Source organism: Clostridium sp. M62/1 (genome assembly GCF_020736365.1).
GTDB classification, from domain to species: Bacteria; Bacillota; Clostridia; order Lachnospirales; family Lachnospiraceae; genus Otoolea; species Otoolea saccharolyticum_A.
Genome location: NZ_CP085988.1, coordinates 1,498,743 through 1,522,011, shown reverse-complemented (window position 1 = coordinate 1,522,011; position 23,269 = coordinate 1,498,743). Strand labels below are relative to the sequence as shown.

The 23,269-nt window shown below is 50.7% G+C and carries 17 protein-coding genes and 1 CRISPR repeat array; of the genes, 6 read left to right on the top strand and 11 right to left on the bottom strand.

Annotated elements, in window-relative coordinates:
- Window positions 1-2 precede the first annotated feature (2 nt).
- The 3 genes from rny to recA form a co-directional block, all read right to left on the bottom strand.
- A complete protein-coding gene (gene rny, locus LK436_RS07370) occupies window positions 3-1,547 on the bottom strand; it encodes a ribonuclease Y (protein ID WP_008398994.1) in 1,545 nt (514 codons plus the stop codon).
- Between the two features lie 186 nt (window positions 1,548-1,733).
- On the bottom strand, window positions 1,734-2,342 hold the full coding sequence (locus LK436_RS07365) for a regulatory protein RecX (protein ID WP_008398995.1): 609 nt from the start codon (window positions 2,340-2,342) through the stop codon (window positions 1,734-1,736).
- An 87-nt stretch (window positions 2,343-2,429) separates the two neighbouring features.
- Window positions 2,430-3,515 (bottom strand): recombinase RecA, encoded by a 1,086-nt coding sequence (gene recA, locus LK436_RS07360; RefSeq protein ID WP_021966657.1) that lies wholly within the window; start codon window positions 3,513-3,515, stop codon window positions 2,430-2,432.
- Between the two features lie 1,108 nt (window positions 3,516-4,623).
- On the opposite strand from recA, the gene LK436_RS07355 reads away from it, so the two are divergent.
- Complete coding sequence (locus LK436_RS07355) at window positions 4,624-5,970, top strand: TrkH family potassium uptake protein (protein ID WP_008399002.1); 1,347 nt, start codon at window positions 4,624-4,626, stop codon at window positions 5,968-5,970.
- Between the two features lie 29 nt (window positions 5,971-5,999).
- The gene (locus tag LK436_RS07350; RefSeq protein WP_015572976.1) at window positions 6,000-6,653 is read left to right on the top strand and encodes a potassium channel family protein; all 654 of its coding nucleotides are present in this window, start codon (window positions 6,000-6,002) and stop codon (window positions 6,651-6,653) included.
- A 75-nt stretch (window positions 6,654-6,728) separates the two neighbouring features.
- On the opposite strand, the gene LK436_RS07345 is transcribed toward LK436_RS07350, so the two are convergent.
- Both LK436_RS07345 and LK436_RS07340 read right to left on the bottom strand, forming a co-directional pair.
- The gene (locus LK436_RS07345; RefSeq protein ID WP_044931738.1) at window positions 6,729-7,547 is read right to left on the bottom strand and encodes an MBL fold metallo-hydrolase; all 819 of its coding nucleotides are present in this window, start codon (window positions 7,545-7,547) and stop codon (window positions 6,729-6,731) included.
- Window positions 7,548-7,590: 43 nt separating this feature from the next.
- The gene (locus LK436_RS07340; RefSeq protein WP_008399005.1) at window positions 7,591-8,481 is read right to left on the bottom strand and encodes a S8 family peptidase; all 891 of its coding nucleotides are present in this window, start codon (window positions 8,479-8,481) and stop codon (window positions 7,591-7,593) included.
- Between the two features lie 353 nt (window positions 8,482-8,834).
- On the opposite strand from LK436_RS07340, the gene LK436_RS07335 reads away from it, so the two are divergent.
- The gene (locus LK436_RS07335) at window positions 8,835-9,290 is read left to right on the top strand and encodes a DUF2726 domain-containing protein (RefSeq protein WP_008399006.1); all 456 of its coding nucleotides are present in this window, start codon (window positions 8,835-8,837) and stop codon (window positions 9,288-9,290) included.
- Between the two features lie 32 nt (window positions 9,291-9,322).
- On the opposite strand, the gene LK436_RS07330 is transcribed toward LK436_RS07335, so the two are convergent.
- Together LK436_RS07330 and LK436_RS07325 are read right to left on the bottom strand one after the other, a co-directional pair.
- Window positions 9,323-9,742: a PPC domain-containing DNA-binding protein gene (locus LK436_RS07330; protein WP_008399007.1), complete on the bottom strand. Its 420-nt coding sequence runs from the start codon at window positions 9,740-9,742 to the stop codon at window positions 9,323-9,325.
- Between the two features lie 63 nt (window positions 9,743-9,805).
- Window positions 9,806-10,813: a polysaccharide deacetylase family protein gene (locus LK436_RS07325; RefSeq protein WP_008399008.1), complete on the bottom strand. Its 1,008-nt coding sequence runs from the start codon at window positions 10,811-10,813 to the stop codon at window positions 9,806-9,808.
- A gap of 241 nt (window positions 10,814-11,054) precedes the next feature.
- Here LK436_RS07325 and LK436_RS07320 point away from each other — a divergent pair, with 241 nt between their 5' ends.
- Entirely contained in the window at window positions 11,055-12,461 is a 1,407-nt protein-coding gene (locus tag LK436_RS07320; RefSeq protein WP_015572972.1) for an amidophosphoribosyltransferase, read from the top strand.
- A gap of 129 nt (window positions 12,462-12,590) precedes the next feature.
- On the opposite strand, the gene LK436_RS07315 is transcribed toward LK436_RS07320, so the two are convergent.
- Complete coding sequence (locus LK436_RS07315; protein WP_008399010.1) at window positions 12,591-14,684, bottom strand: HelD family protein; 2,094 nt, start codon at window positions 14,682-14,684, stop codon at window positions 12,591-12,593.
- 164 nt (window positions 14,685-14,848) lie between these two features.
- A complete protein-coding gene (locus LK436_RS07310) occupies window positions 14,849-15,184 on the bottom strand; it encodes a DUF3870 domain-containing protein (protein WP_044931764.1) in 336 nt (111 codons plus the stop codon).
- Between the two features lie 383 nt (window positions 15,185-15,567).
- On the opposite strand from LK436_RS07310, the gene LK436_RS07305 reads away from it, so the two are divergent.
- Window positions 15,568-16,455: a DUF4392 domain-containing protein gene (locus tag LK436_RS07305; RefSeq protein WP_015572970.1), complete on the top strand. Its 888-nt coding sequence runs from the start codon at window positions 15,568-15,570 to the stop codon at window positions 16,453-16,455.
- Between the two features lie 146 nt (window positions 16,456-16,601).
- Window positions 16,602-17,492: a LysR family transcriptional regulator gene (locus tag LK436_RS07300; RefSeq protein ID WP_008399013.1), complete on the top strand. Its 891-nt coding sequence runs from the start codon at window positions 16,602-16,604 to the stop codon at window positions 17,490-17,492.
- A gap of 392 nt (window positions 17,493-17,884) precedes the next feature.
- Here the strand turns inward: LK436_RS07300 and pckA are convergent, their stop codons facing one another.
- Window positions 17,885-19,477, bottom strand: a complete 1,593-nt coding sequence (gene pckA / locus LK436_RS07295; RefSeq protein ID WP_008399015.1) for a phosphoenolpyruvate carboxykinase (ATP) — start codon at window positions 19,475-19,477, stop codon at window positions 17,885-17,887.
- Window positions 19,478-19,607: 130 nt separating this feature from the next.
- Window positions 19,608-22,770: direct repeats of the CRISPR family, unit length 32 nt; unit sequence ATTTCAATCCACGCTCCCGCGAGGGGAGCGAC.
- 169 nt (window positions 22,771-22,939) lie between these two features.
- On the bottom strand, window positions 22,940-23,218 hold the full coding sequence (cas2, locus tag LK436_RS07290) for a CRISPR-associated endonuclease Cas2 (RefSeq protein ID WP_044931741.1): 279 nt from the start codon (window positions 23,216-23,218) through the stop codon (window positions 22,940-22,942).
- Window positions 23,219-23,269: the final 51 nt, after the last annotated feature.

Below are 23,269 nucleotides of genomic sequence, written 5' to 3'. Positions count from 1 at the left end.
ATCTACTTCGCGTAGTCCGTCACTCTTGATTCGCGAATTACATTCACTTTTATCTGACCGGGGTATTCCAGTTCTGTCTCGATTCGCTTGGAAATTTCCCTTGCCATCAATACCATACCATCGTCGTTTACCTGTTCGGGAATGACCATGATCCGTACCTCGCGTCCTGCCTGGATCGCGTAGGATTTGTCTACTCCCTTGAAAGAATTTGTAATATCCTCCAGCTGTCTGAGACGGTTCGTGTATGTTTCAAGTGTCTCTCGTCTGGCTCCAGGTCTTGCAGCCGAGATTGTGTCAGCAGCCTGTACAAGACAGGCAATCAGGCTCTGCGGCTCCACATCGCCGTGATGGGCCTCCACCGCATTAATCACTACAGCGGATTCCTTGTACTTTCTGCAAAGATCCACGCCGAGCTTTACGTGTGTTCCCTCCATCTCGTGGTCAACAGCCTTGCCTATATCATGTAATAAGCCTGCTCTCTTCGCCGTGCGGACATCTACTCCGACCTCCGCCGCCAAAAGTCCTGCAAGCTGTGCTACCTCTATGGAATGCTTCAGTGCATTCTGTCCGTAGCTTGTCCTGAACTTCATCTTGCCAAGCAGTTTGACAAGCTCAGGGTGAATTCCGTGAATGCCCACCTCAAGCAGTGCAGCCTCACCTTCCTCGCGCATCATGGTTTCTACTTCCTTCTGCGCCTTCTCTACCATCTCCTCAATTCTGGCAGGATGGATTCTGCCGTCTACAATCAGGCGTTCCAGAGCAATTCTGGCAACTTCCCTGCGGATTGGGTCAAAGCCGGAAAGGACAACCGCCTCCGGCGTATCGTCAATGATCAGTTCCACGCCCGTCAGCGTCTCAAGGGTCCGGATATTGCGTCCCTCACGTCCGATGATTCGTCCCTTCATCTCATCGTTTGGAAGCTGGACAACGGATACTGTCGTCTCGGCCACATGGTCAGCCGCACAGCGCTGGATTGCCGTTACCACGTAATCCTTGGCCTTCTTATCGGCTTCCTCCTTGGCCTTTGCCTCCATCTCCTTGATGAGCTTGGCCGTGTCGTGCTTTACATCCTCCTCCACGGATTTCAGAAGATATTCCTTCGCCTGCTCGGATGTAAGACCGGAAATTTTCTCCAGCTCCTGCATTCCCTTCTCGTAGAGTTCCTCAACCTCTGTGGTTCTCTTCCTCAGAGCTTCCTCTTTGGCGTTAAGCCCTGCTTCACGTTTCTCAATCGCTTCTGATTTCTTGTCCAGATTTTCTTCCTTGCTCAGTACGCGCCGCTCATAGCGCTGAAGCTCAGCTCTTCTTTCCTTTGTTTCTTTTTCAAGCTCATTCTTAGTCTTCAGTGACTCTTCCTTCGCTTCAAGGAGAGCTTCTCGCTTCTTTGTCTCTGCAACCTTTAATGCTTCATCTATTATTTCCCTTGATCGTTCTTCCGCACTGCCAATCTTAGCCTCGTATGTCTTCTGGCGGTAATTGACAGCCACAAACCAAGTAATAACAGCAACAATAACAGCCGTAATCAACGGAATTATTACTTGTGGCACAGGAGCACCTCCTTATTTAGTTTTCATTGTACATATCGATACAACACTACAATTTTAAACTGTTTTATACACTATGTCAAGTATAATAGGAAGTGTTTGCTCTTTTTCGTAACTATCTCACAAAGAAAAAAACGCGCTCTGCTCCTCTGTTTTTTGCCCGCAGTGCCAGAAATAGTGAAAATACAGTCAGTACAGATCCCTGAGCTCTGCAATCACCCTGCGCACCGTTTCATAGGAAAAGCCTCTGCGCATCAGGTACGCCACCTGTCTGGCTGTTTCCTTTGGATCGGCATTTTCCGGATCAAAACGCCGCTTTGCAAGGAGCTTTCGCACCTGCTCCTCCTCATCCACAGGGTTTTCTTCCAGCAGGCGGCTGACACACTCCCGGCTGATTCCCTTGCTTTTGAGCGCTGAAGCCAGCTCGGCCCGGCTTTTCCTCGTTCCGTTCAGCTCCACAAAATTTCTGGCATACTCCTCATCGTCAATATACCTGTACTTTTTCAGAAGCTTTATGGTATGATCCACTGCCCGCTCAGGATAATGGCCATCCCGCAGCTTTCTGCGAAGCTCCTCCTCTGTCCTGGCTGAACATTTCAGCCAGTAGACAGCCCTCTCTCTGGCTCTTTTAAATACAATCTCTCTAAGAATCGCTTCATACTGCTCGCAGGAAAGCTCTCCTCCCTCCTCTATGCGGTAGTGTCTGAGCTCCCCGCTGTACAGGGCAAAAGCAAACTCTCCATCCAGAAAAACCTTGCTCCTGCGCCTGTCTATGGGTTCTATCTTGTCAACCTTCATTCTCTTCTACGTTTTCTGTCCGGGCAGGCACCTCAGAAGCAGACGGCCCGTTTCTCCGTCCCTTCTGCCCTTTGCCTGACTCCCATCCTACTCCTGCTCGTCTCCCAGATCAGGCATGGCCAGCTTTGGCTCCTGTGCATCAGCCTCACGCTCCGCTGAGCCTTCATCGGCAGCAGCTCCGTCCAGACCGTACTTGGCCCTCACCTTGGCCTCTATCTCCTGGCACAGCTCCTGGTTTGCCTGAAGGAAATTCTTTGCGTTCTCGCGTCCCTGTCCAATCTTGCTTCCATTGTATGCGTACCAGGCTCCGCTCTTCTCCACAATATTCTCCTTGGCTGCCAGATCCAGTATATCTCCCTCCTTGGAAATTCCCTTTCCGAACATGATGTCGAATTCTGCCTCCTTAAACGGAGGGGCGATCTTGTTTTTCACTACCTTGATGCGGACGCGGTTTCCCACCATCTCACCGCCCTGCTTGAGGGTTTCGATCCTTCTTACATCCATGCGGACAGATGCATAAAACTTCAGCGCCCGTCCTCCTGTGGTGGTTTCCGGATTTCCGAACATAACACCTACCTTCTCTCGGAGCTGGTTGATAAAGATCACGATACAGTTGGATTTGCTGATAATGGCAGTCAGCTTTCTCAGCGCCTGGGACATGAGCCTGGCCTGAAGTCCCACGTGAGAATCTCCCATCTCCCCATCAATTTCCGCCTTCGGGACGAGGGCTGCCACAGAGTCCACGATGACAATATCGACAGCTCCTGAGCGCACCATGGTCTCGGTGATCTCGAGAGCCTGCTCGCCGTTGTCCGGCTGTGAGATGTAGAGATTATCTATATCGACGCCGATATTCTTCGCATAGACCGGATCCAGGGCATGCTCGGCATCGATAAAACCGGCGATTCCGCCCCTCTTCTGAACCTCGGCAACCATATGGAGAGCTACCGTCGTCTTACCGCTGGACTCAGGTCCGTATACCTCTATGATACGCCCTCTGGGAACGCCTCCAAGTCCCAGGGCAATGTCAAGGCTCAGGGAGCCGGTGGGAACTGTCTCAATATTCATATTGGCTCCTGAGTCGCCCAGCTTCATAACGGAGCCCTTTCCATATGCCTTCTCTATCTGCGTCAGCGCGGCGTCGAGCGCCTTCAGTTTTTCATCTCTATCCATATTCTCCTCCATATCTCCAAAATACGAACAAATGTTCTGTTCTCGCTATACCTATCATATTATAGGCAAACTGAAATGTCAACTGTTATTTTAAGAATTTCCCCCAGATTCTGCCGCGGCAGGCTATCTCCCTCTCCATCGGATCTGCTCGTCCCGTTTTCCCTCCTTTCCGGCCCCTTCTGCCCGCAGCAGCCGTCTCTTTCCGTATCTCTGCTCTCGTATATATCTTTTCTTTTTCCGCTTGTCACAGCCGGGATAGGCGTAAAACGGAAACATATAAAACTGAATCTGAAATTCTGCCGGAATTCGGCCTTTGGATTGAAATTGAAAGATACGCAGCCGGAACCGGCTGGCGAAAGAAATCTCTGGCTTCTGCTCTGCAGTCATTATACCATATCCTTCGGATATACCAGCCTCCGGCGGAATTTAGCGCCCGGCTTTCAGCAGTACATGCTGAAACCGGTATGCGCAGGTATAATGCCCGCTCTGCAGTCATTATACCATATCCTTCGGATATGCTATACTCTCCGAGGGATGCGCACTCGCTGCAGTGGTATTTTGGCTCCCTTCGGGCGCCAGCGGCTCGGCGCAGGTATAATGCCCGCTCTGCAGTCATTATACCATATCCTTCGGATATGGCAGCCTCCGGCGGAATTTAGCGCCCGGCTTTCAGCAGTACATGCTGAAACCGGTATGCGCAGGTATAATGCCCGCTCTGCAGTCATTATACCATATCCTTCGGATATGGCAGCCTCCGGCGGAATTTAGCGCCCGGCTTTCAGCAGTACATGCTGAAACCGGTATGCGCAGGTATAATGCCCGCTCTGCAGTCATTATACCATGCCGAGCTGTCTGGTGTCCAGAAGGGAGCCTGCGGTTTTGTAATTTTTGCAGTTTTAATGCCTGTTTTTCTGTACTGCCGGACTGTCTGCAAATTGTAGCAGGCTTTTAACGGATGTTCTCTTTTGTTTTGTTGACATTCCCTGATGTTCTATATATAATCGTTATGATTATCTGGATTTGCAGATACAATTTATTGTCTGAACGCACAGAGGATTTGACGTATCGGACACATGCTTACTATAAATAATACTAAGGAGTTCCGGCAATGTTAAGCAATAAGGTTTGGGCACTGACCCCGGCTAAAATTATTCTAGGCGGATTTTTTCTGATTATCCTGTGCGGCGGTATTTTGCTGTCGCTTCCGTTCTCATCGAGAAGCGGGGAAATGACTCCCTTCATCGACGCTGTTTTTACAGCCACATCGGCAACCTGCGTGACAGGTCTCGTCGTCCATGACACCTCCACCTACTGGTCTGTATTCGGGCAGGCCGTGATTCTTCTGCTGATTCAGATCGGAGGAATGGGAGTTGTGACTCTGGCCATTGCCATCACCATTCTGTCGGGAAGGAAGATCGGTCTGAAGCAGCGTTTTGTCATGCAGGAGTCCATCTCTGCCCCGCAGGTAGGCGGTATTGTCAGGATGACCCGTTTCATAGTCAAATGCACTATCCTTTTTGAGCTTCTGGGGGCTCTCGTGATGGCTGTTCAGTTCTGTCCTCAGTTTGGCATTGTCAGGGGAATCTGGTACTCTGTCTTCCACTCCATATCGGCCTTCTGCAACGCAGGCTTTGATCTGATGGGAGGTACTTCAGGCCCTTACTCCTCCCTGACCAGCTACCGGACAAATCCTTTTATCACCATCCCTGTCATGGCTCTGATTGTCATCGGCGGCATCGGTTTCTTCGTCTGGGACGATATTTACAAACACAGGCAGTCCTACAAGTTCTACAGGCTGCAGACAAAGATCGTTCTCACTACCACCTTTCTGCTGATTCTGATACCGGCGGTTCTCTTCTTCCTGTTTGAGTTCACGCCGCAGCGGTGGGAAGGCTACACGCTTGCTGATCGGATTTATTCGTCAATTTTCCAGTCAGTAACACCCAGAACGGCCGGTTTCAACACGGTTCCTCTGGATCAGCTTTCCACTCAGAGCCAGCTTGCGACGATTATTTTAATGATCATCGGCGGTTCTCCGGGCTCCACAGCAGGAGGTATTAAAACGACCACTTTCGCCCTGGCGGTTCTGTGCATTCTCTCTGTATTTCAGAATCAGGAGGACATCCACTGTTATAAGCGCAGAGTCCCCTATGATATCCTGAGGAATGCGATTGCGATTCTGGTACTCTATCTGTTCCTGTTTCTGTCAGCCAGCTTTCTGATTACCCGGGCTGACGGAGTTTCCATGATGGAGTCCTCCTTTGAGGCAGCCTCCGCCATTGCGACTGTCGGGCTGTCCCTTGGAATCACAGAGGATCTTGGAATTTTTTCTAAAATTATACTGATCCTTCTGATGTATCTGGGCCGTGTGGGCGGTCTCACCATGCTGTACGCTCTTACCAATCACAGAAAATTTCCAGTCCATCTGCCCCAGGAACGCATCACTGTGGGGTGACAGACAGGTAATAAATGGAGGATTATGATATGAAGTCTATTTTGTTAATCGGCCTCGGCCGCTTCGGCGCCACAATGGCAATGAAGCTCTATGAACTTAAACATGAGGTAATGGCTATCGACATCTCTGAGGAGCGCATCAATGCGATCCTCCCCTATGTCACCAGCGCGCAGATCGGCGACTGTACCAATGAGCAGTATATGGCCTCCATCGGGGTCAGAAACTTTGATCTCTGCGTGGTGGCTATCGGCGATAATTTCCAGAGTTCCCTGGAAACCACAGCCCTCTTAAAAGATCTGGGAGCCAAGTTTGTCCTCTCCCGTGCAAACCGGGATATCCACGCGAAATTTCTCCTCAGAAACGGCGCCGATCAGGTAGTCTATCCGGAAAAGGAAATGGCCATTCACTCTGCCGTCCGCTACAGTACAGACAATATCTTTGATTATATTGAGCTGACTCCTGATCACTCGATCTATGAGGTCCCTGTACCAGAATCCTGGGTTGGAAAAAGCATTGTTCAGATTAACGTCCGAAATAAATACAGTATTTCAATCCTGGCTGTCAAAATGGACGGAACTCTCCATCCTCTTCCAGGGGCCGCCTATGTATTCCAGGGGCCGGAAACTCTCGTTATTATGGGAGCCAACACAGACATCAAAAAATTCCTCTCACTGGGGAAATAAAAAGGAAGAGGGAAAACAGCGCCTCTGTTTTCCCTCTTCCTTTTTGCCGTCCTCTCTTCCCCTTTTCTTCTGATTTCAAAGGAAAATACTCTTTCCCGTCTCCAAAATCATGCATCTCTCCCTCAGGCGTTCTTTCATCCTCCCGATTGCATAGATTCCCGTGCAGTGGACAGGCATCAGAAGGGAAATCCCCATTGCATCCAGCGCCTCAATCGTCTTTTCAAGCCTATCCTCATTTACCCCGCCCAAGTGCATCCCAGCGAGAACACTGTAGATGGGACGTCCGGGAAACGAGCTCTGGACAAAGCTCAGGCAGTTGATAATTCCTGCATGACAGCAGCCTGCAAACACACAAAGCCCCTTTTCTGTGTCAATGACAAGAAGCTGTTCGTCCTCCATGTAGTCAGGGCGCTTTTCACCGCCCTCGTCAATAAAGAAAATCTCCGGCCTTTTTTCAAATGGAACCGTGTAGGGAATATTCCCCAGAACCCACACGCCCGGCGCAATCTCCTGTCTGTCCTCTGTCAGGATCTCCATTCCCTTCAGCAGCTCTCTTTTCCACGGAATCCCGAGAATCCGGTACGTCTTTTTGTCCTCATTGACAGCCTGCTTGTTTAAGAATGCATTTTTCCTCACATAAACTGGACAGCGGGGCAGTGCATCCCCAAAAAATTCCAGACCTCCGCAGTGATCAAAATGGCCGTGGCTCAGTATAATCCCGTCCAGCTGTGTGAGATCCTCTCCGAGCTTTTCAGCGTTGTGAAGGAATACGCCTGTCTGCCCTGCGTCAAACAAAAACCGTTTCCCGCCATGCTCTATCAGAAGGGAAAGCCCGTGTTCCGCCAGAAAGCCTCTCTTTCCGGCTGTGTTTTCATTTAGTACTGATATTTTCATCCTCTTCCTCCTCTGTCCCGGCAGCTCTGCCAGGACGTTTCCGTTACTCCACAAGCCTCTCCACGTCGAGAAGCCCCCACCCCTGCTGGTTTCTCGGAAGCCCCAGATCTACCGCCCTCTCCCTGAGCCTGAGCTTCACATCCAGGTTTGTCATTTCAGGATACTTTTCCAGCAGAAGGGCGACTGCTCCCGATACAAGGGGCGTGGACATGGAAGTTCCGCTTTTTCTGGTATAGGAGCCGCTCCGGTTGGCACAGCTCACAATGTTGGAGCCGGGCGCCACGATATCCGGTTTCAGAATGCAGGCATTTGTGGGACCGCGGCCGGAATAGTCAATCATCCTGTTTCCCGCCACATCCACCTCCTTGTAATCGTCAGAGCAGCCCACTGTTATCACCTTCCGGCTGATTCCGGGCGTTGTGATCGTGCGCTGCCCCGGACCATTATTTCCGGCAGCTACCACCACTACCAGACCGGCATCCCAGGCGGCATCCACCCCCTTTACCAGGGCGGATTCCTCGCTCATCCCCCGGCGGCTGAAGGAGCCCACCGATATATTGACGATTCTGATATTATACTCCTCTCTGTGATCCCGGATCCATTTCAGCCCTGCCAGCACGTCGGAGGCATATCCATTGCCCCGGTGATCCAGCACCTTCAGGCTGATGAGACTGCACCCCGGGGCAACTCCGTGGTACCTGCCCCCTGAGTCGATCCCCGCTCCTGCGATGATCCCGGCTATATGGGTGCCATGTCCATTGTCATCATACGGCTCCTTTCTGCGCTTTACCATGTCCACAAACGCTGCCAATCTATCCTCAAAATCCCGATGCAGGAAGATTCCCGTGTCCAGGATTGCGACTCCCACTCCCTGTCCTGTCAGGCCAAGCCGATATGCCCCATCGCAGTTGATCCATTTCTTTGCCTGATCCATCCTGCTTTCCTTTCAGTGCTTTTTCTATTAGATTATTCAGAGGACAGTATCCGGGGCAATAAAATCTCAAAAGGACGCGGCCTCCCCCACATTTCCTTTCAAAAAGAAGACGCTATATGGTATAATAGCGAGAAAAGCGCATGCCATGCTTGCATGAGCATGCATTTGACGAGCGGTCCCATCGAGACGTAAGTCGAGATGGTATAATGTCCGCAGAGCGGTTATTATACCTGCGCCGAGCCGCTGGCGCCCGAAGGGAGCCAAAACACTACTGCGGCGAGTGCACATCCCGGTTTCAGCTCTCACCGCTTCAGCCCAGGCATTCTATTGCGCCGGAACACAAAGGAGAACCTATGGATACTTCAAAAATTTTCTTTCTGGCCGCTGCGGCGGCCGCAGTTCTTTTGGTCCTTTTCCTCTTTTTTGGCAGCCGCAGGCACTATCCCTATAAGGCCAAGCCGATTCTCACCAAAAGAGAGTACTCGTTTTACCGGATTTTGAAGCGCGAAGCAGATGCCCGAAAGCTCCTGATCTGCCCTAAGGTTGGCCTGAAAGATCTCATGGACGTGACAAACCGCCGCCATTTTTTCCGGTATTTCGGCAAAATATCTCAGAAGCATGTGGATTTTGTCATCTGTGACAGAAACCTGAACGTCCTGTTTGCGGTGGAGCTGGATGACCGGAGCCACGATACAGAAGATGCCAGAAAAAGAGACCGTTTTAAGGACAATGCCTTCCGGGCAGCTAAAATTCCGCTGAAGCGTATCCGCTATTTCAATGAAGAAAATGTCCGGGATCTGTTTGACTGAGCATATCCGCTCCCTTAACCCGGACTGCTTTTCTAAAATTTCATCAGATTAATCCCGATTTCATCACTCATCTCCCTCTCCACGGTTCCGTCCGCCACAGTCAGAAACAGCTCCGCTGTGGCGCTGACCACCGCGCGCTTCAGGTGTCCGCCTCTGGCCATACCGTCCCTGCCGGCCACAGTGATATGGAGATGCTCGTAAGGCTTCTGTTCCTTTGTTGTGATATTGCCGGTCAGAGCAGTTATCTCCATATCGCCTGTCCAGGTGTGGGAGATAAACTCCTTCTTCTCCGTGTCGAACAGGCCTGCCGTTACCTCCCCCACTGCTCCAATTCCAGTCACCTGGGCTACCTTGATATCCTTCCAGGCACAGAGCTTTAAGAGACTGTATACAATCTCCTCCCCCTTATCCAGACGAACCACATACTTATCTCCGAATTTTCTGTATTCCATCGAAATCCCTTCCTTTCTCTCACACCCAATACGCCTGCGTTTCCTCTCCGTTTCGTAAAAGCCCTAAGCCGGAGGAAAGCTGTAGGAAATAACTCCGGGAGCCGCTCCGCCCCGAAACTGTATCAGCTCGCTCACTGTCACAAGCTGGAAGCCCTGCCCGGTGAGAGCCGGAGCTATCTGCTCCACCGCCTGAGCCGTAGACGAATACAGCTCATGCATCAGCACAATATCTCCATCCTTTACTTTGCCGATTACAGCTGCAGCTGTCTGAGCTGCGTTTTTTGTGGCCCAGTCCCTTGTGTCAATGTTCCACAGGATAATCGGCTGGTGAATATTGGCCAGTACAGCTGCATTGTAGCTTCCGCCCGGCAGGCGCATCAGGGCCGGCGATACGCCGGTGACGGCAGCCACTGCCTGATTGCAGCCTTCCACCTCATTTCTTATCTGCTCAGCTCCCAGCTTCTGCAGGTACTTATGGCTGTAGCTGTGATTTGCTATCTCGTGGCCGGCTGCCTGCATCCGGCGCAGTTCCTCCTGGAAGGAATTGACGCGGTTTCCTACTACAAAGAAGGTGCCCCTTCCATTATACTTTTCCATACAGTCCATAATCCTGTTTCCCACCGGGGCATACGGTCCGTCGTCAAAGGTAAGGGCAACCATGGGTCTGGACGGATCCAGAAGACGGCCATTGCTCATCACCATCCCGTCTGCCTGACCGGCTGTTTCTCCCTGAGCTCCATCTCCTTCCTGGCTGCTTCCCTCTGTCTGAGCCCCATCCCCTGTCTGAGCTGCGCCTCCCGTCTGACCGCCCTCTGTCTGCAGCGTATCTCCTGCCTGGCCGCCGCCTTCTGTCTGGGCTCCGTTTTCTGGCTGACTGCTTTCTGCGGACTGTGCACTTTCCATCCCAGGCCCCATTGGCTGAGCCTGCTCTTTTGAGTTCTCCGCTATCTCCGTGTCAGATGCCGGCCCTGACACTTCTGCCGCAAAGGAGGCTGTGCCTCCCCATGTACACAGGGCTGCCGCACAGACCATGGCAGCCAGAAATTTTCCTGTTCTGTATTTGATCCTCATAGTTTCTTCCTCTTTCTATTCTGATGAGTCTGAAAAGCATTTCCTGCCGTACAGCCATTATACCTAATTTTATGAAAAACACCAACCCCTTTATCACGAAACCCCTTTGTTTTTATTAATATTTATAATAAATGAATCCTATTGTCCATTTTACCTAATATATGCTAAGATAGAGTTGACTTTTGCGCTGTATGGCGTCAGAAAAAACAACTGAATTACACAGATTGAAAGGAAGGAAAAAATGGGCGGATTTTTTGGTGTAACCTCAAAAACAAACTGCACTTTGGATTTATTCTTCGGAGTAGACTATCATTCTCATCTTGGGACCAGACGCGGCGGAATGGCCGTCTACGGGCCTGACGGCTTCAACCGTTCCATTCACAATATCGAAAATTCCCCGTTCCGAACGAAATTTGAGCGAGATGTGGACGAACTGACGGGAAATATGGGCATTGGCTGTATTTCCGATATGGAACCGCAGCCGCTTTTAATTCAGTCCCACCTGGGCAGCTATGCCATCACCACAGTGGGCAAAATAACAAATGAGCAGGAACTGATCGAGGAGTCCTATGAAAAGGGCCATATTCATTTTCTTGAGATGAGCGGCGGAAAGATCAATGCCACCGAGCTGGTCGCCGCCATCATCAACCAGAAGGATTCCATTGTAGACGGCCTTCTGTATGCACAGGAGAGGATTCAGGGTTCCATGACAATCCTGCTTCTGACCCCGGAGGGCATCTACGTTTCCAGAGACAGGCTTGGAAGAACTCCGGCCATGATCGGAAAGAAGGAGGGCGCTTTCTGCGTATCCTTCGAGAGCTTTGCCTACATTAACCTCGGCTACAAGGACTGCCACGAGTTAGGCCCCGGCGAGATTGTATTTATGACTCCGGAGGGAATCGAAACGCTGAGCGCACCGCGGGAGGAGATGAAAATCTGTTCCTTCCTCTGGGTTTACTACGGCTATCCTACCTCCACCTATGAGGGAGTCAATGTGGAGGCCATGCGCTATACCTGCGGAAAAATGCTTGCCAGACGCGATCACTCCAAATCTGATCTGGTTGCAGGCATTCCGGACTCCGGTATCGCACATGCCATCGGCTATGCCAATGAATCCGGCATCCCATTTGCCCGTCCTTTCATTAAATATACGCCAACCTGGCCTCGTTCCTTCATGCCTACAAGCCAGAACCAGAGAAATCTGATCGCCCGCATGAAGCTGATTCCCGTAGACGCCCTGATCCGCGACAAGAGTCTTCTTCTCATTGACGACTCCATCGTCCGCGGTACACAGCTGGGGGAAACCACAGAGTTTCTCTACCAGAGCGGCGCCAAGGAGGTACATATTCGTCCCGCCTGTCCTCCGCTTCTGTTTGGCTGCAAATACCTGAATTTTTCCCGCTCCAACTCAGAGCTGGATTTAATCACACGACGGATCATCCGTGAGCGGGAGGGAGACGACGTCTCTGAGGAAACACTGGCCGATTACGCTAACCCGGACAGTGAAAACTACAAGGCCATGGTAGAGGAAATCCGAAAGAAATTAAACTTTACCACACTCCAGTTCCACCGCCTCGACGATCTGGTGGAATCCATCGGCATTTCCCCATGTAAACTCTGTACTTACTGCTGGAACGGCAAGGAGTAGGAAAGAGCAGGAGAAATCCCTGCCCCAGGTTTTCTAAAAAAGAGAAAAGTGACGCATCCAGACGGCTGTCTGTGTGGATGCGTCACTTATTTTTTTCACCGATGGCTGATGCGCCATTTCACATGGAAGCTATGCTTCCCTTCCCTCAAACAGAGGACTTTTTTCCCGATCGCCCACCAGCCAGAGCTCGTGAAGGGCGCGGGTGATTGCCACATACAAAAGTTTGGCGTCCTTTTTGTTTACGCCATAATGCTCCTCATCCGGCTTCCAGAGAATTACCGCGTCAAACTCCAATCCCTTCGTCAGAGTCACAGGGAGCACCATAACGCCGTTTTTAAACTCTCCCGGCGCAGTCTTTTCGAGTCCCAGCAGCATTCTCACCTCTTCTGCCTCTTCCTCGCACCGGCAGATAACGGCAATGGTTTCATAGCCGCGGCTCTTAACCTCCTCCACCGCCACTCTCAGCGCCTTTTCAGGCTCCTGATGTGCCGTTCTGTCCTCTACCGGACGGCCGTGCCGGATCACCGGCTGGATCTTATAGGCGCCCTGGGATGCATGCTCCAGAACCAGTCCGGCCTGGCCGGAAATCTCTATCGTATTCCGGTAACTCTTGGCCAGCAGGTAAAAGCTGTCGTTCTCCTTCTCAAACATGGCTTCCTTAAGCCCCTCCCAGTCGTTCATTCCCGTCTCATAGCGGATATTCTGGGAGACATCGCCCATAATGGTGAAGTAGCAGCCCGGCAGCAGACGGCGGATCACATAGTACACCGTCTCTCCGAAATCCTGGGCCTCGTCAATGATGATCTGGCTGAACTCATCCGTCTCCTTTTTTGCCAGAATCCGTTTCCATATCAGGGCAATGGCAGCCGCATCATACAGGTCAAACCGCCCTTTTTTCACAGCCTCCTTCGTCTCCTCTGAAATGCCGGCAGAGCCTTCCTCCGCAAGCAGGCCGAGAAATTCCAGGTAGATCTGCATTTCCGTCCATTTATGTCTGGATGAGTCGAAATATTTTTTATACTCTGCCAGCTTTTCCTTCCTGAAATTCTCATCCTTTCCCGTACAGAGAAAGCGGATTCTTGACGCAATTCTGGCATTTAAGAGCTTTTCCAGCTGATAAAGGGAGAGTCCCTCATTTCTCTCTGCCGTTTCTCTCAGGTTTTCCTCTGTAAATACCATGCCCAGCGTCTGGTCTCTGATATCCCCAAGGTTCAGAGAGCGCTCCCTCCATGTATCCAGAAACTGATCCAGCTTCCTTATAAAGGACAGGTGGCTTTTGGCCGGAGCATCCTCCCTGTCTTCTGTCAGAATGTATTTCTTTTTCCACGCTTTTCCCATCAGATAGGGGATAAACACATCCATTCTCATCTGGCGCACATGGTTTACATCCAGCTCCGGAAGACCGCTGTTTATATAGTTGAGCAGCATATCACTGCTTCCGACAATGCAGAACTCCGACGGCTTGTATTCCTTGTCATAGTTGTAGAGCAGATAGGAAATGCGGTGAAGGGCAACTGTAGTTTTTCCGCTTCCCGCAACTCCCTGGACAATGATATTTTTATAAGGTATATCCCTGATAATTTCATTCTGCTCTCTCTGAATAGTCGCGATAATATCGCCCAGAACAGCCTCCTTGTTCTGAGAGAGATATTTAACCAGAAGCTCGTCATTGGCAGCCACATCGTCATCGTAAAATCCCAGAAGCGTATCTCCGTCTATATCGTAGGTTCTCTTCCTGTCCAGACAGATTTCCACAGAGCCGCTTCCCGGAACGTCATAGCTGCCCTCTCCCAGCTCATTTTCATAGTAGACATTGGCAGCCGGAGCGCGCCAGTCCACGATGATCACATCCGTCTGATTCTTTGTAATGCCGTTTTTTCCAATATAACATGTTTCATTGACGCCAAAGGTTCTGTCCTCATAGTCAATGCGCCCGAAGTAGGCTTTTTTCAGCGCAGCTCTGTTTTTTCTGAGCGCATTCTGGGTGTGTTCCAGAATATTGCGCCCGGCAACCAGAAGGCCGTAGGAGTCACCTTCCCCCTTTTTCACCGACTGGTACAGTTCCTTTACCTCCCGCTGATAATCTCTCTCCTTCTTTTTATAGAGAGAAATATTCTCCTCAATCACTGAGAGGCAGTTTTTCAGATGGCGCTTCTCCCCGGCCTCATCCAGGGGAGCCTTCCATTTCGCTTCGCTTACATGCTGTCCGTCTCTTTCCTTCACCGAACAATCCCTCACTTTTCCTAAATTTTTTTGTTTCCTGCAAAGAAATCCAGAGCAGGCGCCGTCTCTTGGCACCTTCCAGTTTCAGGGCACGTATAGTTATATCAGAAACGAATGAAAAAATACAGATCTATTTTCTCTGTCCGCTCTGAGTCTGCGAGGATCTACAGGCGTCTTTCCTTTTCCAGAACCATCATATACCGGTTGTATGCGTCCTTCATGCAGGCAATCAGCGGTTTCTGGGTCATGGCAAAATAGCGGCTTCTGATCTCTCCCTCCAGCAGCTCCAGATCTGTCCTGAGACTCTTTCCAATGAACATCTCTGCCACAAAATCACTCGTCACATGAAGAATGGTGTTGCACTCCACATTCAGAATTTTCCCGCTCTCCTTTTCCAGCACCAGGCTGATGTAAAATTCTCCGTGGAGGCTGTAGATCGCATCCTCTCTGCTGGGCTTGGCCTGGCCCACCACTAATATTGTACCTTTTCCGTATTGCATAGCTTTGTTCTCCCTGTCATTTTCCTGAAAAACCAGTCTGCCGGAATTCCTTCTTTTTTGAGGCAGACGGCTCTGTTTTGGCATCTTTTCGCCATCCATTGTTACTATTATAAGCAGGCAGTTTTCTTCCTTCAAGCAAAATTTCAGAATCGCCTGGATTTTTGAAACGGAGCCGTCTTTTAACTTGACAGGAGGGAGGAAACGCGTTAAGATAGGATTGAAAAAAGCATACGGATTCTTTTATTTATCGGGACTCCTGCCCGGATGTTCCCATCGTAAATAAGAGCCATGAATCTGAACAGGAGGAGTGGCTTTTTTTATTTGTTCCAACCGGGTCTGAACCCGGAAACAGGTAAAAAGCCCTCATAATGGGAGGATTTCATATGAATTTTTTTGACAAGCTGGATGCAGTGATGAAGCAGGATTTTGGCGGACGCGGCCTGCTTGGCTCTCTTCCGCCGTCCCCCTTATCACTGGCAGCCAAAGAGCTTTTCTGCGCAAGACGCGCCCTGATCCTTACGGGCTTTCCGGTTCTCTGTCCTGACGGGTCCGTGATCGGGGAGACGGACGGACCTCTGGGATCCGCCGATCTTGCTTTTGCCCTGAAAGCAAACGGATGCCAGGTCACAGTGGCAACGGACGCGCACTCGTCCGAATTAGTTAAGGCAGCTCTCTCCGTACGCTGTCCCGACGTGCCTGTCACCGTACTTCCGGAAACAGGAACCCGCGCCTTTTCCGAGCAGCTTCTCGACACCCTCTGCCCTACCCACGTGATCACCTTAGAACGGCCCGGAAAGGCGGCAGACGGCCATTATCACAATATGCGCGGTGAGATTATTGACTTCATGACAGCCGACGCCGACTGTTTTCTGGAGCTGGCTGCCCGGAGAAATATCCGTACCCTCTCCATCGGAGACGGCGGAAATGAGATGGGAATGGGCGCCTTCCGAAAAGAAATCGAGTCCTTTGTTCCCTGCGGAGAAATCATCTGTACCGCCGCTTCTGCCGACTGCGTGCTGGCCGGAGGCGTGTCTAACTGGTGGGGAATCGGAGCAGCGGCACTGCTTTCCATGGAAACAGGAGCCTTCCTTCTTCCCAGCGAGGCCCAGGAGACGGAAATGCTTCGCCGTGTCATAGAAGCCGGCGGCGTAGACGGAACCACAAAGCTCAGAGAGATGACAGTCGACCATCTTCCTCTCTCTGTCCACCTTGAAATTCTCAGAGATGTTTCAAGCCTTGTAAGAAAGGCCCAGGAGGAGCAGGCGGCGTAAGCCAGAGCCTGCTCTTTTTCGGCTTTTTCTCCCTTCACCCTGTCTTTACTTCTCCCATTCTTTCAGGTATAATTAGGAACATCAAATCAATCGGATATCTTCGATATATCATTTTGATATAAGAATTGTGCAGATAAGGAGAAGCCATGGAAATCAACTACGATTACTACCGTATTTTCTATTATGTGGCAAAGTACAAGAGCTTTACCCAGGCCGCCAATATTTTGATGAACAACCAGCCCAATATTACGCGTTCTATGAACAATCTGGAGAATCAGCTTGGCTGCCGTCTGTTTATCCGCTCCAACCGGGGAGTTTCTCTGACGCCGGAAGGAGATCGTCTGTTTCACCACGTTTCCATCGCCTACAAGCAGCTTCAGATGGCAGAGTCAGAACTGGGCCGCGGAAAAAGCATACAGGATGGAACTGTAAGCATCGGCGCCAGCGAGACGGCTCTCCACGAGCTTCTGCTGTCCAGGCTCAGTGAATTTCGCACCCTGTTTCCGGGAGTACACATCCGCATTGCAAACTTTTCCACGCCTCAGGCTGTGTCTGCTCTCAAAAAGGGGCTGGTAGACTTCGCAGTTGTCACCTCTCCTTCCGACACTTCCCCTCCGTTTCGCGAAACTCCATTGAAGCAGTTTCGTGAAATCCTGGTGGGCGGCAGCAACTATGCGTTTTTATCTGGCAGCAGACGGCGCCTGGCCGAGCTGACTGATTATCCCCTGGTCTGCCTGGGAAAGTCTACCAAAACGTATGAGTTTTACCATACGTTTTATCAAAGTCTGGGACTTACGCTTCTTCCAGACGTCGAAGCGGCTACTGCCGACCAGCTTCTTCCCCTGATCCGCAATAACCTGGGAATCGGCTTTGTCTCAGAAAACCTGGCCAGGGAAGACCTGGAAAGCGGAAAGGTGGTTCAAATTCCTCTGGATGAGAAAATCCCCCTCCGCTCTATCTGTCTCGTGGAGGATACCAGCCGTTCCCTGAACCCGTGCGCCTGCCAGCTGGCTAAGCTGCTCTGCAGGGAAGATTGAGAAAAGTACATGTTCCCCAGAGACCTTATATCAGATAAAATAGCGTATTTCAGGACATGACCGGCACAGCTGCCGGGCAGCAGTTCTTATCTGGCCGGCTGCACATCCCATCCCCAGCAAAGCCCTTTCTGCTCTGTCGGAATCAGGGCTTTTGCCTTTTAAAACAACACGGTCTTTCCATACAACAAAAAAGCTGTTGCCGATGCCCCGGCAGGATCGTAAACCGGAATAATCTTCCGAAACGATTCCTGCCGGATTCTGCATCCTGCAGCAGCTTTCTCTTCAGCTTGTCCTGCTGTTTTTTATGTCTGCCTTATATGGGCTTTACTGCTCAATATTTCTCTGCGCTCTTCTCCTGCCTAAACCGGAGCCTGCGGCGCCAGTACCTTTTATTAAGCTCTCGGGCCGGCATTCTTGATCTCTTCCGGCATATTCGGGTACTTCTTGTCAAAGTTGTCCTTGAACATCTTAGCCAGCTTGGCAGCTGCCTCATCATAAGCTGCCTTATCAGCCCATGTGTCTCTCGGATTCATAATCTCTGCCGGAGCACCTGGGCAGGACTGGGGCACGTCTACATTAAATACATCGTCGTGTTTGTACTCAGCCTTCTCCAGCTCTCCGTTTAATGCTGCTGTTACCATGGCTCTCGTGTAGGACAGCTTCATTCTGCTTCCCACTCCGTAAGGACCGCCTGTCCAGCCTGTATTTACAAGGTAAACCTTTGTGTTGTACTTTTTAATTCTCTCACCTAACATCTCTGCATATACAGACGGATCGAGAGGCATGAACGGCTCGCCGAACAGTGTGCTGAATGTCGGCTGCGGCTCCTTGATTCCGCGCTCTGTACCGGCTAACTTGGAGGTAAATCCTGTCACAAAGTGATACATTGCTGCATTCTCGTCCAGTCTGGAGATTGGCGGAAGTACGCCGAACGCATCAGCTGTCAGGAAGATAACAACCTTCGGAATTCCTCCCTCTCCCGGAATCTGAGCATTGTCAATGTAGGTGATCGGGTAGCCCACACGGGTATTCTCCGTGATAGAGTCATCATCATAATCCGGCTTTCTTGTTTCCGGATCCAGAACTACGTTCTCCACCTCGCTTCCGAAACGGATGGCATTGTAAATCTCCGGCTCATTCTTCGGATCCAGATTGATGCACTTTGCATAGCAGCCGCCCTCGAAGTTGAATACGCCGTTGTCAGACCAGCCGTGCTCGTCGTCACCGATGAGCTTTCTTCCAGGATCGGCGGAGAGAGTTGTCTTTCCTGTTCCGGAGAGACCGAAGAATACAGCTGTCTCATGGGTCTCAGGATCCATGTTGGCAGAGCAGTGCATCGGGAGTACATTCTCCTCAACCGGCATCAGATAGTTCATTACGGAGAATACGGATTTCTTGATCTCTCCGGAATACTTGGAACCGGCAATCAGTACCATCTTGTCCTGGAAGTTGACAATGATAGCTGCCTCGGAATTTGTCCCGTCTACAGCCGGATCGCAGGTAAAGCCAGGAGCTGCAACGATGGTAAAATCAGATGCGCCGTAATTTTCCAGCTCCTCAGCTGTCGGTCTGATCAGTAACTGATGAATGAACAGGTTCTGGCTTGCAAGTTCATTGACAACCATGAACTTTCTGGTGTACTTCTTGTCAGCTCCTGCAAAACCCTGGAATACGTATAATTCCTTGTCAGCCAGATATGCAAACATTTTATTTTTAATTGACTGGTAGGCATCCTCAGAGATAGCAACATTTACATCTCCCCAGGCAATCTTATCATGAACGTCCTTTGTGTCCACGATGAATTTGTCTTTTGGTGAACGTCCTGTGTATTTGCCTGTAGTAACAGAAAGAGCACCTGTATCTGTTAACACACCTTCACCGCGGCGAAGAGCCTCCTCTACCAGACGGGCAGGGCTTAAATTGTAGTGAACCTTGCCTGTGGTATTCTGAATTCCAATCATTTCTAAGCTATGGTTTTCTTTCATGAAATTGCCTCCTGTCGGTTGTAATTTTTTACCTATACTTCATATATTACACTGATTATTAGACACCTGTAAAATATATTTTTTAGATGACTGACATATTAAATTGATATAATGGTAATGAGAATACAGAACTTCAATCCACGCTCCCGCGAGGGGAGCGACGCGAAAATGTGCTATAATAGTATCATCGGCACTGATTTCAATCCGCGCTCCCGCGAGGGGAGCGACAAAACAGTGATGAAGAGCTTCTAAACGGACATGTATTTCAATCCACGCTCCCGCGAGGGGAGCGACGACGGATCTACTGGCAAGAGGGATGCGGATAGAGATTTCAATCCACGCTCCCGCGAGGGGAGCGACCAGCAGAGCATTTCCGGCACTCTGATTTTTGGAACAATTTCAATCCACGCTCCCGCGAGGGGAGCGACGGTCGGTAACAGAACGATTCCCTTTTTCTATATTAATTTCAATCCACGCTCCCGCGAGGGGAGCGACACAGCAGCTGAAAGCTCTGGAACGGTACAAGAGAATTTCAATCCACGCTCCCGCGAGGGGAGCGACGGGAAAATTTAAGATCTTGAACCGGGAGATGAAGATTTCAATCCACGCTCCCGCGAGGGGAGCGACGATGCCCTGATCCGGTGTGTGACCGTACAGGACAGTATTTCAATCCACGCTCCCGCGAGGGGAGCGACTCTGTGCTCATTCTCTCTCCTCAATCTCCACATCCGATTTCAATCCACGCTCCCGCGAGGGGAGCGACGCCGGGATGGTTATGCAATTATATCGCTGTACTATTTCAATCCACGCTCCCGCGAGGGGAGCGACTACTGCAAACCCGGATCTTACAGATGAGCAGGTTATTTCAATCCACGCTCCCGCGAGGGGAGCGACAAGGGCTGCTTTTATGGACTTCCTGAAGCGGAGGAATTTCAATCCACGCTCCCGCGAGGGGAGCGACGGTAGGACTGTTTGCTGTCCATATACTCGCTGTAGATTTCAATCCACGCTCCCGCGAGGGGAGCGACTGTTATTTCCAGTTATCTTATTCTCAATCAAGCAATTTCAATCCACGCTCCCGCGAGGGGAGCGACGAGGAAGGGGCTTGCAAGTCTAAAAGGGACAAGCTATTTCAATCCACGCTCCCGCGAGGGGAGCGACGGAGAAGATTGTAGCAAGCGCAAAATCGTATGTAATTTCAATCCACGCTCCCGCGAGGGGAGCGACGGCTCTACTGTTTTTTTTTAGTCACAGTAACAAGAATTTCAATCCACGCTCCCGCGAGGGGAGCGACTTGGTCTACTCGCCGGAAAGAAGGATTTGGACGCGGATTTCAATCCACGCTCCCGCGAGGGGAGCGACTCTGATGCTGGATATAAACAGCGGGGGCAATTCGATTTCAATCCACGCTCCCGCGAGGGGAGCGACTGTATCATTACGTCATAGACAACAAATGTCATCAAATTTCAATCCACGCTCCCGCGAGGGGAGCGACCTGGCAGAGCAACACGGAATTTCAGGATACACAGATTTCAATCCACGCTCCCGCGAGGGGAGCGACGATTACGGAAGGTATCAGGATGATCTGGCTTATATTTCAATCCACGCTCCCGCGAGGGGAGCGACGATAAGATTCAGGCCCAGGCCGACGAAACAGTTCGATTTCAATCCACGCTCCCGCGAGGGGAGCGACTATTTGCCTATGCTACTGATGACGGAGCCGTCTTTATTTCAATCCACGCTCCCGCGAGGGGAGCGACGCTGTCTTAAATAAAGCGGAAGTAAAAGACGTAATTTCAATCCACGCTCCCGCGAGGGGAGCGACGAAAAGACCAGGGCGCATGTAAAAGAATCCACTATTAATTTCAATCCACGCTCCCGCGAGGGGAGCGACTGGATCTACAATGGCAAGGTCAAAAAAGCTATCCGGATTTCAATCCACGCTCCCGCGAGGGGAGCGACTCGGAGACAGGACGGGCGGACACCTACATCGCGATTTCAATCCACGCTCCCGCGAGGGGAGCGACATACATTCCAGAATACATATAAAATCCAATAGTAATTTCAATCCACGCTCCCGCGAGGGGAGCGACCAAAAGTACACGAAAAGTATATTCTATTGCTCCAATTTCAATCCACGCTCCCGCGAGGGGAGCGACGACTCTCAGCAGCTTTCTCTTCAAGCATCCTGGCAAATTTCAATCCACGCTCCCGCGAGGGGAGCGACAATATATCCATTTGGTTTAAAAGACAGATTAATGATTTCAATCCACGCTCCCGCGAGGGGAGCGACGCAGACGGCGGAAAAGATATGGCGGCAGTGTTTAATATTTCAATCCACGCTCCCGCGAGGGGAGCGACCCAGAGAGGGCGAAAAACCTGTGGTGATGCATAGGAGATTTCAATCCACGCTCCCGCGAGGGGAGCGACGAATACATGTACATAGATAGCCCAAAAGGATATGATTTCAATCCACGCTCCCGCGAGGGGAGCGACTCCGTCGCAAAAGTCCGTCTGAATCGGTGCGGATATTTCAATCCACGCTCCCGCGAGGGGAGCGACGACGGTGTAGCACACCCTGATGTAGTGGCTCATTGGATTTCAATCCACGCTCCCGCGAGGGGAGCGACCCATGTATTTTGCTTACCTTTCCCTTGTCCATATATTTCAATCCACGCTCCCGCGAGGGGAGCGACGAGTAAAACAATAAATAAGATCGTGGCGTAAATTTATTTCAATCCACGCTCCCGCGAGGGGAGCGACTCTATTACCAGCCAAGGCTCATTTTGTTCGGATGATTTCAATCCACGCTCCCGCGAGGGGAGCGACCGCCCTTGCCCGTACAAAATGGGCTGACCTGCTGATTTCAATCCACGCTCCCGCGAGGGGAGCGACGGCAGTATTGCCGGAACATGTAGGCCTTGGAACAATTTCAATCCACGCTCCCGCGAGGGGAGCGACTTCGCAGAGTCAAGCTTGCTTCCGAAGATGAGGATTTCAATCCACGCTCCCGCGAGGGGAGCGACATGGTTTGGAGGGGCATTGCTAATATTGTTTTCGGATTTCAATCCACGCTCCCGCGAGGGGAGCGACCCAGGAGTAATTCCAAAGGGAGCAGAAGGGTAGATTTCAATCCACGCTCCCGCGAGGGGAGCGACCCATCTCTACTTCCTGCGCTATGAATCCGATGGCCTATTTCAATCCACGCTCCCGCGAGGGGAGCGACAACAAAGCATGTTATACTTATATTTGGAGGTAAAAATTTCAATCCACGCTCCCGCGAGGGGAGCGACGGCAAAACTGCCCAAATATCTTGTGCGATTTTCAGCAGTTTGCACATTTTTTCATTCATAATTTATTATTACAGGCCATTTTTCCCTCTATCCTGTCCATTTCATAATTTTTTGTGCAGTTTTTTCGGTGCGAATCTCCAGGGAATTTTATGTGTAACTGTTATTCGCACTAGAAAATCAATACAGAATCTGCGGGCGTCCCCCTCTCTACTCCAATATGTTCTACCTTGGTTTTATAATTATTTCCCAGATAATAAAAACGGAGGCTGTCTGTCTGCTTATCTACCAGCTCTTCCAGTTCACATTTCAGTTTTACGCACTGGGCGCTGTCCAGAATGCACTCAAATACGGAGTTCTGGACTCTCCTTCCGTAATTGACGCACTGTTTTGCCACTTTTCTCAGTCTTGCTTTTCCCTCCGGTGTTTCTGTGTTGACATCATAAGTAATTAACTAAAACTTCCCATACCTAAAATGGGATTCGTTCCTTGAAAATTCAAT